This window comes from Hankyongella ginsenosidimutans (genome assembly GCF_005144965.1).
Lineage (GTDB): Bacteria > Pseudomonadota > Alphaproteobacteria > Sphingomonadales > Sphingomonadaceae > Hankyongella > Hankyongella ginsenosidimutans.
In genome coordinates this window covers 266,487-283,544 of record NZ_CP039704.1, presented here as the reverse complement: position 1 = coordinate 283,544, position 17,058 = coordinate 266,487, and the positions used below count along the sequence as shown (strand labels likewise).

Below are 17,058 nucleotides of genomic sequence, written 5' to 3'. Positions count from 1 at the left end.
CGATCCTTTCCCCGTCACCCCGGCGCAGGCCGGGGTCCACGGGTGAGGCCGGACTTGGTGGGTGGGGATGTTCTTGACCATGGATGCCGGCCTTCGCCGGCATGACGAGGGTGGTAAGGTGGGCATGACGACGTTGGTACGGAATGAGGAAGGGCGGCAATGCCAAAACTGACGGTCAACGGAATTGAGGTCGAGGTGCCGCAGGGCGCGACGGTGCTGCAGGCCTGCGAGGCGGCGGGCTTCGAGGTACCGCGCTTCTGCTACCACGAGCGGCTGTCGATCGCCGGCAACTGCCGCATGTGCCTGGTCGAGATCGCGCCGGGGCCACCCAAGCCGCAGGCGAGCTGCGCCATGCCGGCCGCCGACAATCAGGTGGTCACCACCAACTCGCCCAAGGTGAAAAGGCGCGGGAAGGGGTGATGGAGTTCCTGCTGATCAACCATCCGCTTGACTGCCCGATCTGCGACCAGGGCGGCGAGTGCGACCTGCAGGACCAGGCGATGGCCTATGGTCGCGGCGGCTCGCGCTATGAGGAAAACAAGCGCGCGGTCACCGAGAAGTACATGGGGCCGCTGATCAAGACCGTGATGACGCGCTGCATCCACTGCACCCGCTGTGTGCGCTTCGCCGAGGAAGTGGCCGGCGTCGAGGAGATCGGCGCGATCTTCCGCGGCGAGAACATGCAGATCACCAGCTACCTCGAGCGCGCCGTCACGTCCGAGATGTCGGCCAACGTTGTCGACCTGTGCCCGGTCGGCGCGCTGACCTCCAAGCCCTACGCCTTCGAGGCGCGGCCCTGGGAGCTGAAGAAGACCGAGTCGATCGACGTCATGGACGCCGTCGGCTCGAACATCCGGGTTGATGCGCGCGGCAACGAAGTCATGCGCGTGCTGCCGCGCCTCAACGAAGAGATCAACGAGGAGTGGATTTCCGACAAGACCCGCCATGCGGTCGACGGCCTGACCGCCCGGCGGCTGGACCGCCCGTGGGTGCGCCGGGATGGCAAGCTGCAACCGGCGAGCTGGCCGGAAGCGTTCGCCGCGATCAAGGCCGGGCTTGACGGTCTGAAGGGTGAGCAGATCGCCGCCCTGGCCGGCGACCTGAGCGACGTTGAGGCGCTGGTGGCGCTGAAGGATCTGCTGGGCAAGCTCGGGTCGAGCCGGGTGGAGTGCCGCACGGACGGGGCGCAGCTTCCGCAGGCGGCGCGTGCGGGCTACCTGTTCAACAGCACGATTGCCGGGATCGAGTCGGCGGACGTGATCCTGCTGGTCGGGACGAACCCGCGCCTGGAAGCGCCGATCATCGCGACACGCATCCGCAAGGCGGTTAAAAGCGCAAGGCGCGGGTGGCGGTCATCGGACCCAGGATCGAGCTGACCTACCCCTACGAGCACCTGGGCGACGACCTGTCGATCCTCAAGACCATCGTCAGCGGTGCGCATCCGTTCGGCGACCTCCTGAAGGGGCCGAGCGTCCGGCGATCATCCTCGGCCAGGGGCGCTAATGCGCAACGATGCGGCCGCCGTGCTTGGCGCGGCGCATTCGCTGGCCGACAAGTGCGCCATGGTGCGCGATGGCTGGAACGGTTTCAATGTGCTGCATACTGCGGCTGGCCGGGTCGGTGCGCTCGACATCGGGTTCGCTGCCGAGGGCGGCATGGCGAAGATTGCCGCCGATGCCGCCAGCGGCGCGCTGAAAGCCGTGTTCCTGCACGGCGTGGACGAAGCCGACCTTTCTGCCTTCGCCGATGTGTTCACGGTCTACATCGGCAGCCATGGCGACGCAGGCGTCCGCACGGCGGACGTCATCCTGCCGGCGGCGGCCTACACCGAGAAGTCGGCGACCTACGTCAACACCGAAGGCCGGGTGCAGCGCACGCTGAAGGCGACATTCGCACCGGGAGACGCCCGCGAGGACTGGACGATCCTGCGGGCGCTGTCCGACGTGCTTGCCTGCACCTTGCCGTACGACAGCCTCGGCGCGCTGCGCCAGCGCATCGCCGGGGAGTGGCCGCATCTCGCGGACGTTGGCGTGATTGCGCCAAGCGCCTGGGCCGGCTTCGGCGCGACCGGCGACATTGCGCCGGGAGCCATTGCGCTGCCGATCAAGGACTTCTATCAGACAAACCCGATCGCACGGGCCAGCGCCACCATGGCGGAATGCGCGCGCACGATCGTGGGCGAGGCGGACGAAAAGGCGACAGGTACCCATGGTTGAGTTTTTCCAGACGACGCTCGGCTGGGGCTGGATCGGCTACCTGGTTGCGCAGATCCTGCTCATCCTGGCGATTGTCGTGCCGGTGTTGCTGGGCGTTGCGTTCGCGGTCTATTTCGACCGGCGCATCTGGGCGGCCATGCAGATGCGCAAGGGCCCCAACGTCGTCGGGCCATTCGGTATCCTGCAGTCGTTCGCGGACGGCCTGAAGCTGTTCCTGAAGGAAACCATCGTCCCGGCCAGCGCCAACAAGGGCGTGTTCATCCTGGCGCCGATGATCACCTTCACTCTGGCGCTGATTGGCTGGGCGGTGATCCCGTTCGACGAGGCGCTGGTGCTGGCGGACATCAACGTCGGCATTCTGTACCTGTTCGCGGTGTCGTCGCTGGGCGTTTACGGCATCATCATGTCCGGTTGGGCGTCGAACTCGAAGTATCCGTTCCTCGGCGGCCTGCGCTCGGCGGCGCAGATGGTCAGCTACGAAGTGTCCATCGGCTTCGTCATCGTCTGCGTGCTGCTCTATGTCGGGTCGCTGAACCTCAATGAAATCGTCAAGGCGCAGGAAGGCGCAGGGCTGTTCGGCCTGTTCAACGGGTTCGTCGGCACGCCGCTGCTGTTTCCGATGGCGGTCGTGTTCTTCATCTCCGCGCTGGCCGAGACCAACCGGCCGCCGTTCGACCTGCCGGAGGCCGAGGCCGAACTGGTCGCGGGCTACCAGGTCGAATATTCGTCGATGTCGTTCGCGCTGTTCTTCCTCGGCGAATACGCCAACATCCTGCTGATGTGCGCGATGACGGCGATCCTGTTCTTCGGGGCTGGCTGCCGCCGCTCAACATCCCGATCCTCTATGCGGTGCCGGGCTTCCTCTGGTTCCTGCTGAAAATCTGCTTTTTCTTCTTCGTGTTCGCCTGGGTGAAGGCGACCGTGCCGCGCTATCGCTATGACCAGCTGATGCGGCTGGGCTGGAAAGTGTTCCTGCCGCTGTCGCTGGTGATGGTCGTGCTGGTGAGCGGCTGGGTCGTGTTCTTCAAGCCCCTGCTGCACGCTGCCTGACGGAGAGCGCCGATGTCGATGATCCAGTCCGCCAGAAGCCTGCTGCTGCTCGAGTTCGTCAAGGCGATGGGCCTGACGCTCAAATACTTCTTCGCGCCCAAGGCGACGGTGAACTATCCCTATGAAAAGGGCCGCTCTCCCCGCGCTTCCGCGGCGAGCACGCCCTGCGCCGCTACCCCAACGGCGAAGAGCGTTGCATCGCCTGCAAGCTGTGCGAGGCCGTATGTCCGGCGCAGGCGATCACCATCGAGGCGGAACCGCGCGAGGATGGCTCGCGCCGCACCACGCGCTACGACATCGACATGACCAAGTGCATCTACTGCGGCTTCTGCCAGGAAGCCTGCCCGGTGGACGCCATCGTCGAGGGGCCGAACTTCGAGTTCGCGACCGAGACGCGCGAGGAACTGATGTACAACAAGAGCAAGCTGCTGGCGAACGGCGAGCGCTGGGAGCGCGAGATCGCCCAAAATCTTGCACTGGATGCCCCGTACCGCTAACAGCGTATGACCATGGAATGAACCGGCGGCGGCCCCGACACGACGCCGGTTTCAAGAAGACCTTCAAGGGGTTCGCAGTCCGGCCGGGGCCTGCTGACCGTCCACTCTAGCCGCCAAGGCCACGGATACGTGTTCCACGCACTCGCCTTCTATCTGTTCGCCTTCATGGCCGTGTTGAGCGGCTTCATGGTGATCACCGCGCGCAACCCGGTGCATTCGGTGCTGTGGCTGATTCTGGCGTTCTTCAACGCCGCCGGCCTGTTCGTGCTGCTGGGGCCGAGTTCCTGGCGATGATCCTGGTGATCGTCTACGTCGGCGCGGTCGCCGTGCTGTTCCTGTTCGTGGTGATGATGCTGGACATCAACTTCGAGGAACTGCGCAAAGGCTTCGCCACCTACCTGCCGATCGGGCTGGTGATCGCCGGGCTGCTGCTGGTCGAATTGCTGCTGGTCGGAGGCGGCTGGATCGCCTCGGGCGCAGCGGAGGCCTCGCGGACCGCCGTGACGCCGGACAATGTGACCAACGCACAGGCGCTGGGGAACCTGATCTACACGCAGTACATCTATGTGTTCCAGGCGGCGGGGCTGGTGCTGCTGGTGGCCATGATCGGCGCGATCGTGCTCACGCACCGCCAGCGCTCGGGGTCAAGCGCCAGAACATCGCGCGCCAGAACGCCCGCACGCCGGAGGCGGCGATTGCGCTGGTCAAGGCGACCAGCGGGGAAGGGGTGCAGCCGTGATCATCGGGCTTGGCCATTATCTGACGGTCGCCGCCGCGCTTTTCGTGCTCGGCGTGCTCGGCATCTTCGTCAACCGCAAGAACGTCATCATCATCCTGATGTCGATCGAGCTGATCCTGCTCAGCGTGAACATCAACCTGGTCGCGTTCTCGAGCCATCTGCACGACATGCTGGGGCAGGTGTTCGCGATGTTCGTGCTGACGGTTGCCGCCGGCGAGGCGGCCATCGGCCTTGCCATTCTTGTCGTCTACTTCCGCAACCGCGGGTCGATCGCGGTTGAGGACATCAACCTGATGAAGGGCTGAGGCGCTTGTACCAGGCCATAGTCTTCCTGCCGCTGCTGGCGGCCCTTGTCGCCGGGCTGTTCGGCCGCACGATCGGCGACCGGGGTCGCAGCTTGTGACGACGCTCGCCGTGGCGGTCGCCTGCGCGCTGTCCTGGATGGCGTTCCTCGACGTCGGGATGGGGCACGGCGACTTCACCAAGGTGACGCTGCTGAAGTGGATCACCTCCGGCGACCTGACGCTCGACTGGGCGATCCGGGTCGATACCCTGACCGTGGTGATGCTGATCGTGGTGACCACGGTCTCCTCGCTGGTGCACCTCTATTCCTGGTCGTACATGGCGGAGGACCCGGACAAGCCGCGCTTCATGGCCTATCTGTCGCTGTTCACCTTCGCCATGCTGATGCTGGTGACCGCCGACAACCTGGTGCAGATGTTCTTCGGCTGGGAGGGCGTCGGCCTCGCGTCGTACCTGCTCATCGGCTTCTGGTACAAGAAACCGAGCGCCAATGCCGCCGCGATGAAGGCGTTCGTGGTCAACCGGGTCGGCGACTTCGGCTATTCGCTGGGCATCTTCGCGATCTTCCTGGTGTTCAATTCGGTCGAGTTCGACACCATCTTCGCCGCTGCGCCCGGCCAGTTCGGCAAGAGCTTTGAATTCCTCGGCTATCAAGTCGACGTGATGACGACGATCTGCCTGCTGCTGTTCGTCGGCGCTGCGGCAAGTCGGCCCAGCTCGGCCTGCACACCTGGCTGCCGGACGCCATGGAAGGCCCGACCCCGGTGTCGGCGCTGATCCATGCCGCGACCATGGTGACCGCCGGCGTGTTCATGCTGGCGCGGCTGTCGCCCCTGTTCGAGCAGGCACCGGTGGCGCTGCAGGTGGTGACCGTGGTCGGGGCGGCAACCGCCTTCTTCGCCGCGACGATCGGCACGACCCAGCATGACATCAAGCGGGTGATCGCCTATTCGACCTGCTCGCAGCTCGGCTACATGTTCTTCGCGCTCGGCGTCGGCGCTATGGCGCGGCGATGTTCCACCTGTTCACGCATGCCTTCTTCAAGGCGCTGCTGTTCCTGGGTGCGGGCTCGGTGATCCACGCGATGCACCACGAGCAGGACATGCGCCATTACGGCGGGCTGCTGAAGCATATCCCGATTACGGCGGGCGTGATGTTCGTCGGGACGCTGGCGATCACCGGCGTGCCGCTGTTCGCCGGCTATTATTCCAAGGATGCGATCCTGGAGGCGGCATTCGCCTCGCCGTCGCCGATGGGCACGTTCGCGTTCGTGCTGGGCGTGTCGGCGGCACTGCTGACCACCTTCTATTCCTGGCGGCTGTGGTTCCTGACCTTCCTGCAGAAGCCGCGCTGGGCGCAGTCCGAGCATATCCAGCATGCCGTGCATGGCCATCATCACGATGACCACGCGCATGATGCGCATGCCCATGATGCGCATGCGGGCCATGCCGATGCGCATGGCCATGACCCGCACGCCGATCAAGCTCATGGCGACGATGCGCACAAGGACCATGGCGACGGCACCGCCGGCTATCACCCGCATGAAAGCCCGTGGCCGATGCGCCTGCCGCTGCTGCTGCTGGCGATCGGCGCATTCGCCGCCGGCTGGGGCTTCGAGGGCCAGTTCATCGGCCACCACATGGACGAATTCTGGCGCACCGCACTGTTCGTGAAGGGCGAGAACATCCTGCACCTGATGCACGAGCCCGGCCGCGTACCCGGCTGGGTGCCGATGCTGATCAATGGGGTGATGCTGGTCGGGCTGGCGCTGGCGATCACGGCCTATCTGTGGAAGCCGGGCATCCCGGCGGCGTTCGTGCGTACCTTCCCGGGGCTGCACCAGTTCCTGTTCCGCAAATGGTATTTCGACGAGCTGTACGACCTGCTGTTCGTCAAGCCGAGCCTGGCGCTGGGCCGCCTGCTCTGGAAGCGTGGCGACATGCAGACCATCGACCGGCTGGGGCCGGACGGTATCTCCGCTGTCGTGGCGCGCACCGCGCAGGGCACCAGCCGCCTGCAGACCGGCTACCTCTATACCTATGCTTTCGTCATGCTGATCGGCATCGCCATCGCAACCTCGTGGTTTCTGCCGCGACTGTTTGCGCAGGGCTGAGTTCTAGGGCGCGCCATGGACAACTTTCCCATCCTTACCGCCCTGATCCTGCTGCCCCTGGTCGGCGCGGCGTGGATCCTACTCGTGCCGGGCGGCACCGAAGTCGCGCGGGCGCACAACGCCCGCATGACCGCGCTGCTGACCAGCCTGCTGGTGTTCGCCCTGGCCGTGGTGCTGTGGCTGAACTTCGACAATGGCAACGGCGGCTTCCAGTTCATCGAGAAGCATGATCTGTTCGGGCCGTATTTCAGCTATCACCTCGGCATCGACGGCATCGCGCTGGTGCTGATCGCGCTGACGGCGTTCCTGATGCCGCTGTGCGTGATCGCGAGCTGGGACAGCATCCAGACCCGGGTCTGCGAATACATGGCCGCCTTCCTGTTCATGGAAGCGCTGATGATCGGCGTGTTCTCCAGCCTCGACATGATGCTGTTCTACATCTTCTTCGAGGGCGGGCTGATCCCGATGTATCTCATCATCGGCATCTGGGGCGGCAAGCGGCGGATCTATGCCAGCTTCAAGTTCTTCCTCTATACGCTGCTCGGTTCGGTGCTGATGCTGCTGGCCATGCTGTACATGATCAATACGGCCGGCACGACGTCCATTCCCGAGCTTCTGGCCTATGACTTCGACAAGGACGTGCAGACCTGGCTCTGGCTGGCGTTCTTCGCGTCCTTCGCCGTCAAGGTGCCGATGTGGCCGGTGCATACCTGGCTGCCGGACGCCCACGTGGAAGCGCCTACGGCCGGGTCCGTTGTGCTGGCTGGCGTGATGCTCAAAATGGGCGGCTACGGCTTCCTGCGCTTTCGCTGCCAATGTTCCCGGATGCGAGCCATGAGCTGGCCGGTCTGGTGTTTGCGCTGTCGATGATCGCAGTCGTCTACACCTCGCTGGTCGCGCTGGTGCAGGAGGACATGAAGAAGCTGATCGCTTACTCCTCGGTTGCGCACATGGCGTTTGTCACCGCCGGGCTGTTCGCCTTCAACAGCCAGGGCATCGAAGGTGCGATTTTCGTCATGCTCTCGCATGGCGTGGTATCGGCCGCGCTGTTCCTGTGCGTCGGCGTGGTCTACGACCGCATGCACACCCGCGAGATCGCCAAATACGGCGGGCTGGTGAACCGCATGCCGGCCTATTCGCTGGTGTTCATGGTGTTCACCATGGCCTCGATCGGCCTGCCCGGCACCTCGGGCTTCGTTGGCGAGTTCCTGGTGATGGTCGGGGCCTACAAGGCGAGCACCTGGCTGGTGTTCGTGATTGCGACCGGCGTGATCCTCGGTGCTGCCTACATGCTGTGGCTGTATCGCAAGGTGGTGTTCGGCGAACTGACCCGCCACGATCTCCAGTCCATCCTGGACCTGACCTGGAAGGAGAAGGTGGTGTTCGCGCCCATGCTCCTGCTGGTGTTCTGGATGGGCATCTACCCGAACAGTTTCCTCGACCCGCTGCGTGCGCCGGTCGCCAAGCTGGTCAGCCAGCTTGAGCGCGCCCCGCAGCAGACTGCCGACGCGCGCTGACAAAGGATGACGAGCGTGACCGCACTTTCCGACAGCCTGATGCTCGCAGCGCCTGAGCTGTGGCTGGCCGTGAGCGCCCTTGTCCTGCTTCTGGTCGGCGTGTTTCAGGGCGACAGAAGCTATTCGACGATCAGTTGGGCCTGTGTCGCAGTCATGGTGACGGCTGCCGCTCTGGTGGCGAACGGCGCATCGGGCACCGGGTTCAACGGCCTGTTCATTGTCGACGCCTACGCCCAGTTTCTCAAGGTGGTGATCCTGGCTGGGTCGGCGGCGACGCTGATCATCGCCGAACCGCAGGTGCGGCGGCTGGGCATCGCGCGGTTCGAGTTCCCGATCGTGGTGCTCATCGCGACGCTGGGCATGCTGATGATGGTGTCGGCTGGCGATCTGCTGTCGCTCTACCTTGGCCTGGAGCTGCAATCGCTCAGCCTTTACGTGCTCGCCGCCTTCCACCGCGACAATGCGCGCTCAACCGAAGCGGGTCTGAAATATTTCGTGCTCGGCGCGCTGTCGTCCGGCCTGCTGCTCTATGGCGTGTCGCTGGTTTACGGGTTCGCCGGCTCGACGGACTTCCTGCGCCTGCAGGGTGTACTGGTTGCGGAGCAGGCACCGTCCGTCGGCATCCTGTTCGGCCTGGTGTTCGTGATGTCGGGCCTGGTGTTCAAGATCGCCGCGGTGCCGTTCCACATGTGGACGCCGGATGTCTACGAGGGCGCGCCGACCCCGGTGACCGCCTTTTCGCGGCAGCCCCAAGGTCGCCGCCATGGGCCTGCTGGTGCGGGTGCTGTCGGATGCGTTCCCGGCCTGGCCGAGCAATGGCGGCAGATCATCATTGTCGCCTCGGTCGGCTCGATGGCGCTCGGCGCGATCGCTGCCATCAACCAGCAGAACATCAAGCGCCTGCTGGCCTATTCCTCCATCGGCCATGTCGGTTACGCACTGCTGGGCGTCGCCGCCGGGACCGAGGCGGGCATCGAGTCCGTGCTGGTCTACATGGCGATCTATATGGCGACGACCATCGGCGGCTTTCTGTGCGTCATGGCCATGCAGCGCGGCGGACAGGCGGTCGAGGCGATTGACGATCTGGCCGGGCTGGCGCGCCGCCAGCCGCGCATCGCGTTTGCACTGGCGATGATCATGTTCAGCATGGCCGGCATCCCGCTGCTGATCGGTTTCGTCGGCAAGCTGTTCGTGTTCCAGGCGGCGATCGCCGCCGGCCTGGTGATCCCGGCGGTGCTGGGCGTGCTCGCCAGCGTGATCGCGGCTTACTATTACCTGCGCATCGTCAAGGTGATGTACTTCGATGAGCCGGCTCCGGCGTTTGACGATATGGCGCATGCGCCGTCGTCCATGGTGCTGGCGCTTTCGGCTGCCTTTGCCTCGCCGCTTGGCTATCTGGCGATCGGCCCGCTGGCCGCCGCTGCCGCACTAGCCGCAAAGTCGCTGCTGGGTTGAGCGCGCCGCAAACGACCTGGACCCTGCGCGCGGTCCCGGAACTCGCCTCCACCAACGAGACCATGCTGGAGCAGGCCGTGCTTGGCGCTGCCGACAACAGCTGGCTGCGGGCGGACCGGCAGACCGCCGGACGGGGGCGGCGCGGCCGCGTCTGGGAGTCGCCGGCTGGCAATCTGCTGCTGAGCGGCCTGATCCGCGCCCGCCCGGGCGAGGGCATGCTGGCGCAGTTGTCCTTCGTTGCAGCGCTCGCCGTGCGGGAGGCGCTCGGCCAGTGGGTGCCGGCGGGCGGCTGCTCCTGAAATGGCCCAACGACGTCCTGCTCGATGGTGCCAAGGTCAGCGGCATCCTGCTCGAGACCCGTGCAACACCCCGGAATTGCCGTGGGTCGTGGTCGGCATCGGAATCAACCTCGCGCATCACCCGGTCGGGCTGGAACGCCCGGCAACCAGTCTGCAGGCAATGACCGGCGACGCGCCAGACCCGGACACGGTCGCACGGGCCGTCATCACGACGTTCGACGCCTGGCGTCGCCGTTGGCGCGAGGGCGGGTTCGCGCCAATCCGCACCGCCTGGCTCGCGTCCGCCTCGGGCCTCGGCGCACGGATCGAGGCGCGGTTGACCTATCGGACGCTCGCTGGTCAGTTCCTCGACCTGGCCGAAGACGGCGCGCTGGTGCTGCGCCTTGACAGCGGCGTGGTCGAGACCCTTCATGCCGCAGACGTTTTCGAGGGTACCGGCCATGCTGCTGGCGATTGACGTAGGCAACACCAACACGCTGTTCGCGCTGATTGAGGGCGGCGAGATTCGCGAGCGCTGGCGCATCTCGACCGAGGCGCGCCGCACGGCGGACGAATATATGGTCTGGCTGTCGCAACTGATGGACATCAACGGCGGCGACCGCGCCGCGATTACTGATGTCGCCATCGCCACGGTGGTGCCGGCGACGCTGTTCAACCTGCGTCAGATGTGCAAGCGCTACTTCGGGGTCGAGCCACTGGTGGTGACCGCGCAGATCGACCTCGGCATCGGCATCGACCTGCCGAACCCGTCGGAAGTCGGCGCCGACCGGCTGGTCAACGCGGTGGCGGCGCATGCGGCCTATCCGGGCGATCTCATCGTCATCGATTTCGGCACGGCGACGACGTTCGACATCATTTCGGGCGACGGCGTGTACCGCGGGGTGTGATCGCGCCCGGCATCAACCTGTCGGTCGAGGCGCTGTTCCTCGCGTCCGCCAAGCTGCCCAAGATCGCGGTCGAGCCGCCGCCGTCCGGCCGGGCCATCGGGCGCTCCACCATCGAGGCCATGCAGTCCGGGATTTTCTGGGGCTATGTCGGCCTGATCGAAGGCATGGTCGCGCGCTGCCGCGCCGAACTTGGCGGGCGGGCGACGGTGATTGCAACCGGCGGCCTCAGCCCCTTGTTCGACCGGCATACGGACTCGATCGACCATGTCGACGCCGACCTGACCGTGAAAGGCCTGGCGGCGATATACGCGCGAAACGTGCAGGCCTGAAAACTTTTATTGCGGCGCAGCGCGATGTCGCGTTGACGGCGCACCGGCCACCGCCCATCTATGCCCGGCAATAGAGCATTGAACGAACAAGGATTTCATTGGTGACAATTCCCGGCGACGAGCTGCTGTTCCTGCCTTTGGGCGGCTCGGGCGAAATCGGCATGAACGTCAACCTGTTCGGTTGTCAGGGTAAATGGATCATGGTCGATCTGGGGATGACCTTCGCGGACCCGAGCCTGCCCGGCGTCGAGCTGGTGCTGCCAGACCTGACCTTCATCGAACGTAACCGCGACCGTCTGCTGGGCGTGGTGCTGACCCATGGGCACGAGGACCATCTGGGTGCGGTGCCCTATCTAGCCGGCGATCTGAAAGTGCCGGTTTATGCAACGCCGTTCACCGCCGGCCTGCTGCGCGAGAAGCTGAAGTCCGACGGGTTCGACGACGCGATCAAGGTCAAGACCGTCTCCATGGGGGCGACCTTCGAGCTGGGGCCGTTCAAGATCCGCTATGTCCACCTTGCCCACTCGATCCCGGAGGGCAATGCCCTGGTGATCGAGACGCCTTACGGCCGCCTGTTCCACACCGGCGACTGGAAGCTGGACGATGAGCCGCTGATGGGCAAACCATCGACGCCCGAGCAGTTGACAGCCATCGGCGACAGCGGCGTGCTGGCCCTGGTCGGGGACTCGACCAATGTGTTCAATCGCGAGGCATCAGGCTCCGAGGGCGAAGTGCGCCGGGCGATGCTGGAGGTGGTCAAGGGGCGCAAGGGCCGCGTGCTGGTGACGACCTTCGCCTCCAACGCCGCGCGGGTCGATACCATCGGCCATGTCGCCAACGAGACCGGGCGCCAGCTCTGCGTTGTCGGGCGCTCGCTCGACCGGATCATCCGGGTGGCAAAGGCGAGCGGATACCTCAAGCACCTGCCGCCGCTGATCGATCCGGACGAAGCGATGTCCTTGCCGCCGCAGTCGGTGCTGTTCGTGGCGACCGGGTGCCAGGGCGAGGCACGGGCTGCACTCGCCCGCATCGCCGCCAAGGAGCATAACGAGATCCGCCTTTCGAAGGGCGATCTGGTCATCTTCTCGTCCAAGCAGATTCCGGGCAACGAACTGGCGGTCGGGGTGCTGCACAATGCGCTGGTGGCGCAGGGTGTGGAGGTTATCACGGAAAAGGCGCGCACGTGCACGTCTCCGGCCACCCCGGCCGGCCCGAACTGGAGGCCATGTACGGGTGGATCCGCCCGCAGATCGCCGTGCCGGTCCATGGCGAGATGCGCCACATGACGGAGCATGCGACGCTGGCGCTCTCGCTTGGCGTGCCCGATGCCATCGTGCCGACCAACGGCGCGGTGATCCGCCTGGCACCCGACGGCCCGAAGAAGCTGCGTGAGGAGACCGCTGGCAGGCTGGTGCTCGATGGCGACGTGATCGTGCCGGCCGACGGTCTGACCATGGTCCAACGCCGGCGGCTGCTGTTCAATGGGTACCTCTCCGTGAGTCTGGCCCTGCAGCGCGGCAAGCTGCTGGGCGAGCCGGTGTTCGCCGTGCAGGGCCTGCCATTGGAGGAAGACCTGGACGACTTCGTCGCCAAGGCGAAGCGGGAGGTGGTCCGCATCGTCGAGACGTCGAACGCCAAGGATGTCGCCGGGCTGTCCGAGAAAATCCGCATTGCGATCCGGTCGCAGGCGCGCGACTATACCGGCAAGAGGCCGATAGCCGAGGTGCATATCATCAAGGTGTAGGGAGGGACTTATGCGGATCATGGTGCTTGTTGTGGCCGGCCTGGCGCTGGCGTCCTGCGGGGAGAGCAAGAAGACCGAGGACGTAACCTTCACGGTCAAGTCGTCCGAGGGCGAAGACCAGACGGTCAAGGGCGAGGTCAGCCAGGACAAGGACACGGTGACCTTCACCTCCGAGAAAGGTGCTGCCACCTTCTCCTCCGGCGATGCAGCCGCATCGGCAGCCAAAGACGTCGCGCCAGTTTATCCCGGGGCCAAAGTGGTCAGCACCATGAAGGGTGTCAGCGAGGGCGGCGCGGGCGGCATGGTGGTCATGACCTCCAGCGACAGTGCGGACAAAGTGGTCGCCCACTACAAGAAGGTGATCGCGGACCGCGGCATGAAGGTCACCGCGGAGATCACCACGGATGAGTCCCGCATGATCAGCGCCGGCGACGAGCATGACGGCATGCAGGTGATGATCCAGCCCGGCGACAAGGGCGAGACCCAGATCACGGTGATGGCGGGAGCAAAACCAACTGATGAGCCTGATCAGCGGTCTCGCCATCTATCTCATCATCTGGTGGACGGTGCTGTTTACCGTGCTGCCCTGGGGTGTGCGCACGGCGGCGGAGGCAGGGACCGATCTGGTCCCGGACAGGCGGACAGCGCGCCAGCCGCACCCATGCTGAAAAGAAGCTGCTGTGGACGACCTTGATCAGCCTTGGCTTCTTCGCGCTCTACTGGGCGAACGAGCATTTCGGCTGGCTGACGCTCGCGAACATGCCCGGGCCGTTCCGGGAGTATGTGCTGCCGCCGGTGCAATAGACAGGATCAATGTTCCGATTTTCGATGATAGTGCCTCAGTTCGAAACCTTCCCGCTTACCCTGAGCTTGGACAGAAGGGCTGAGCGGCTCATGGTTCTCTCCAAGCTCGCCACGAGCGCTCTTTCTAACTGAGACACTATCTTTTCGGCACATTCCTTGACTTTTCCAGGAGTCATGTACATAGATGCTCATGGGCTAGTCACTGCGTAGCGGGGCTGGCCCTTCCTTTGGGTAGGACAACCAATCCAAAGCCGTCAGTTCTGCCGCTTGTACTGCGCCGCAGCTTGCTTTCGACAATGTCCCAGTCCTGTTTTCCGGGCTTGCCAAGCACATGGCCCGATGGGTGACACGACCAGATCGGCGAGTTGTAGCCCGGCGATATTCTCTTTTATCCCGCAGATGCAGACCCCTCACGCGCCGCTCGATGTTTGTGGCCTGCATAAACCGGGTACCCTGAATTTTCAGGTTTAACCACGCGAGTTCAATACCCCGATCCAAAGTACTGCCCCGCGTTTCGGCCACAATAACGCCACCGTTCGTCACCGGGCCGACATCAAGGCAGAAGCGTTCGACCAGAATATCGAGGCTGAGCATGTAGGGGTCGACAGCGGCCAAGCCATAGCGCTGCAAATGAACGTCCTTGTGTATGACGCAGGCGACCACCTGATAATTAAGTCCCGCCATGATAGCGTTCATCTCCACATAGAACGCTTCGCGGAAGCCCTTGTCTTTCAGCCGCTCAAATCCGGCCCGGTTGCGGGCAATATCGGCGGTGTGCAGCACAATGTCTTTGGTGCCGAACATCTTCATCTTGAATTGATCCAGCGCCGCCGCGACCTCGTTGCAGGCATAGTCATAATCCATGATGACGCCACCCAGCACGAACACTGGGTAAAGCGGATCGATCACCGACAGGTTGTGGTCGCCTGACTCGTCAAGGAAGAGAACCTTCATGCCGCCCCTCTGCCGCTGGCCTGTGCGATACGCGCCGACTGGCCTTGAGGAATTCCACCAAACGCCATGCGCCGGTTTCAGCGGCGGCGCGATGGCCGCCGATAGAAAAAGGGCCCGGCAAAGCCGGACCCACGTCAGTTAGCCCATTGTTTTCTATTTTAGGGCTAGGATGTTCAGCCTTAAGCCGATTCTCCCCGTAACCTTGACCCTTGCGAGCGTGTTGAAACGTCTAGCGCCTAAGGTAACAGATGCAACGATGGATCGATGAAAATGCTGCGCAGCATGACGGTAGGACAAGCCCTGTGACCAGGCTGCAACAACTGCTGGTATCGGCCCTGCTGATGTTCCCGATACCATGGGTTTGCGCACAGGCGCAGAGCTGCGCCGATGTGCAGCACCGGCCGTCCGACGACGTCGCGCACCGGCCTTCGGCGGATGTTTCCGCAGATTCGACGAGTCTTTCGACTCAGCCATTCGACCTGGCGATACCGTTGACCCGGATGTCGTACGGGATGGACGTCTGCTCGGCCGGGCGCCGGTCGCCAATCTCACCGTCAAGTCGGATGGCGCCGTCACGATCGAGAGCCCGGTGATCGGCGACAAGCCGGCGATTATCGCACCCTGCAAACCGGAAGTCTCGACACCGGCCCCGCGCCGCCGCTAGAGCCTTTCCGACTGAGATTTAGGTACTTGTGTTAAAGTGGCTCAAGCGAAAGCGCTAAGAAAGGCTCACACTTTGCGTAGACCCTTCCCGTTTCTGACTGCCTCACAAAAGTGATTCAATCAAAACGGGAAGGGTCTAAGAGCTTGGGACGATCCACAACCGTTCCAGGGGCTTCATGCGCGCTTCCCGCTTCTTCCTGCCACTGATCAAGGAAAACCCGACCGAGGCGCAGATCGTCAGCCATACGCTGATGCTGCGCGCCGGCATGATCCGCCAGCAGGCCGCCGGCATCTATGCCTGGCTGCCGCTCGGGCTGCGTGTGCTCAAGAATATCGAGCGCATCGTGCGCGAGGAGCAGAACCGCGCCGGCGCGCTGGAAGTGCTGATGCCGACGGTGCAGTCGGCCGATCTGTGGCGCGAGTCCGGCCGCTACGACGCCTACGGGCCGGAGATGCTGCGCTTCAGGGATCGGCACGACCGCGAGATGCTCTACGGGCCGACCAACGAGGAGATGATCACCAGCATCTTCCGCGACAACGTCGCCAGCTATCGCGACCTGCCGCGCAACCTCTATCACATCCAGTGGAAGTTCCGTGACGAGGTCCGGCCGCGCTTTGGCCTGATGCGCGGGCGCGAATTCCTGATGAAGGACGCCTATTCCTTCGATCTCGACCAGGCCGGCGCACGCCACAGCTACAACAGGATGTTCCTGGCCTATCTGCGCACCTTCGAGCGCCTGGGGTTGAAAGCGATCCCCATGCAGGCCGACACCGGGCCGATCGGCGGCGACCTGTCCCACGAGTTCATCGTCATGGCGCCGACGGGCGAGTCAGAGGTGTTCTTCCACAGGAACTGGGACCAGCCGCGCGGCTACCGCGACCTCAGCTTCGATCCCGACGATGCCGGTGCGCTCGACGCCTGGATCAAAGGACTGATCACCGACTATGCCGCAACCGACGAAAACGCGATCTGCCACGCGAGGCGGAGCTGGGCGAAGCGGTGTTGACCGGACGTGGCATCGAGGTTGGGCACATCTTCTACTTTGGCACCAAATACCTGAGCCCATGAACCTGCGGGTGCAGGGGCCGGACGGCACCACGATCATCCCGCACATGGGCTCCTACGGCGTCGGGGTATCGCGCCTGGCCGCCGCGATCATCGAGGCAAGCCATGACGCCAACGGCATCGTCTGGCCGGATGCGGTGGCACCGTTCCAGGTGGGGCTGATCAATCTGCGGGTCGACGATGCGGCCTGCGCGTCGGTGGCCGACGATCTTTATGCGAAGCTGCAGGCGGCCGGGCTCGACACCTACTACGACGACCGCGACGAGCGCGGTGGCGCCAAGTTCGCGGCCATGGACCTGATCGGGCTGCCCTGGCAGGTGACCATCGGCCCCAAGGGCATTGCCGCCGGGGTGGTCGAGGTCAAGCGGCGCGCCACCGGCGACAAGCAGGAACTGTCCTCGACGCCGCGCTCAAGCTGCTGA

General features: G+C 64.4%; 8 protein-coding genes and 9 pseudogenes. 15 read left to right on the top strand and 2 right to left on the bottom strand.

Annotation, left to right across the window (positions count from 1 at the left end; all coding sequences use genetic code 11):
• Window positions 1–159: 159 nt before the first annotated feature.
• The 4 pseudogenes from nuoG to E6W36_RS01640 all read left to right on the top strand — a co-directional run.
• Window positions 160–2,216 (top strand): annotated as a pseudogene (gene nuoG, locus E6W36_RS22730) (NADH-quinone oxidoreductase subunit NuoG).
• Window positions 2,209–3,266: pseudogene (gene nuoH, locus E6W36_RS01650) on the top strand (NADH-quinone oxidoreductase subunit NuoH). Before nuoG ends, nuoH begins: the two co-directional pseudogenes overlap by 8 nt.
• Before the next feature lie 12 nt (window positions 3,267–3,278).
• Window positions 3,279–3,763, top strand: a pseudogene (gene nuoI / locus E6W36_RS01645) (NADH-quinone oxidoreductase subunit NuoI).
• A 165-nt stretch (window positions 3,764–3,928) separates the two neighbouring features.
• A pseudogene (locus E6W36_RS01640) lies at window positions 3,929–4,437 on the top strand (NADH-quinone oxidoreductase subunit J); the annotation flags it as partial.
• Here E6W36_RS01640 and E6W36_RS22725 read toward each other — a convergent pair.
• Window positions 4,385–4,519 (bottom strand): hypothetical protein, encoded by a 135-nt coding sequence (locus E6W36_RS22725; RefSeq protein WP_425459765.1) that lies wholly within the window; start codon window positions 4,517–4,519, stop codon window positions 4,385–4,387. The pseudogene E6W36_RS01640 and the gene E6W36_RS22725 overlap by 53 nt on opposite strands.
• Between E6W36_RS22725 and nuoK the strand changes: the two genes are divergently transcribed.
• The 9 genes and pseudogenes from nuoK (at window position 4,502) to E6W36_RS22720 (ending at window position 13,843) form a co-directional block, all read left to right on the top strand.
• Window positions 4,502–4,807, top strand: a complete 306-nt coding sequence (gene nuoK / locus E6W36_RS01635; protein ID WP_222874365.1) for an NADH-quinone oxidoreductase subunit NuoK — start codon at window positions 4,502–4,504, stop codon at window positions 4,805–4,807. The genes E6W36_RS22725 and nuoK overlap by 18 nt on opposite strands.
• 5 nt (window positions 4,808–4,812) lie before the next feature.
• Window positions 4,813–6,918 (top strand): annotated as a pseudogene (gene nuoL, locus E6W36_RS01630) (NADH-quinone oxidoreductase subunit L).
• 15 nt (window positions 6,919–6,933) lie between these two features.
• Window positions 6,934–8,435: pseudogene (locus tag E6W36_RS01625) on the top strand (NADH-quinone oxidoreductase subunit M).
• A gap of 15 nt (window positions 8,436–8,450) precedes the next feature.
• On the top strand, window positions 8,451–9,890 hold the full coding sequence (gene nuoN, locus E6W36_RS01620; protein WP_246047963.1) for an NADH-quinone oxidoreductase subunit NuoN: 1,440 nt from the start codon (window positions 8,451–8,453) through the stop codon (window positions 9,888–9,890).
• Window positions 9,887–10,189, top strand: a complete 303-nt coding sequence (locus E6W36_RS01615) for a biotin--[acetyl-CoA-carboxylase] ligase (RefSeq protein WP_222873548.1) — start codon at window positions 9,887–9,889, stop codon at window positions 10,187–10,189. The genes nuoN and E6W36_RS01615 overlap by 4 nt, the downstream gene beginning before the upstream one ends.
• A gap of 88 nt (window positions 10,190–10,277) precedes the next feature.
• A complete protein-coding gene (locus E6W36_RS01610) occupies window positions 10,278–10,646 on the top strand; it encodes a biotin--[acetyl-CoA-carboxylase] ligase (RefSeq protein WP_246047961.1) in 369 nt (122 codons plus the stop codon).
• Window positions 10,630–11,405, top strand: a pseudogene (locus E6W36_RS01605) (type III pantothenate kinase). The gene E6W36_RS01610 and the pseudogene E6W36_RS01605 overlap by 17 nt, the downstream one beginning before the upstream one ends.
• Window positions 11,406–11,566: 161 nt before the next feature.
• A pseudogene (locus E6W36_RS01600) lies at window positions 11,567–13,149 on the top strand (ribonuclease J).
• Window positions 13,150–13,168: 19 nt separating this feature from the next.
• Entirely contained in the window at window positions 13,169–13,843 is a 675-nt protein-coding gene (locus E6W36_RS22720; protein WP_246047959.1) for a hypothetical protein, read from the top strand.
• 305 nt (window positions 13,844–14,148) lie between these two features.
• Here E6W36_RS22720 and E6W36_RS01590 read toward each other — a convergent pair whose 3' ends face one another.
• The gene (locus E6W36_RS01590; RefSeq protein ID WP_222873547.1) at window positions 14,149–14,907 is read right to left on the bottom strand and encodes a DUF3800 domain-containing protein; all 759 of its coding nucleotides are present in this window, start codon (window positions 14,905–14,907) and stop codon (window positions 14,149–14,151) included.
• A 355-nt stretch (window positions 14,908–15,262) separates the two neighbouring features.
• Here E6W36_RS01590 and E6W36_RS01585 point away from each other — a divergent pair, with 355 nt between their 5' ends.
• Together E6W36_RS01585 and proS are read left to right on the top strand one after the other, a co-directional pair.
• Complete coding sequence (locus E6W36_RS01585) at window positions 15,263–15,571, top strand: hypothetical protein (protein WP_222873546.1); 309 nt, start codon at window positions 15,263–15,265, stop codon at window positions 15,569–15,571.
• Window positions 15,572–15,746: 175 nt separating this feature from the next.
• A pseudogene (proS, locus tag E6W36_RS01580) lies at window positions 15,747–17,058 on the top strand (proline--tRNA ligase).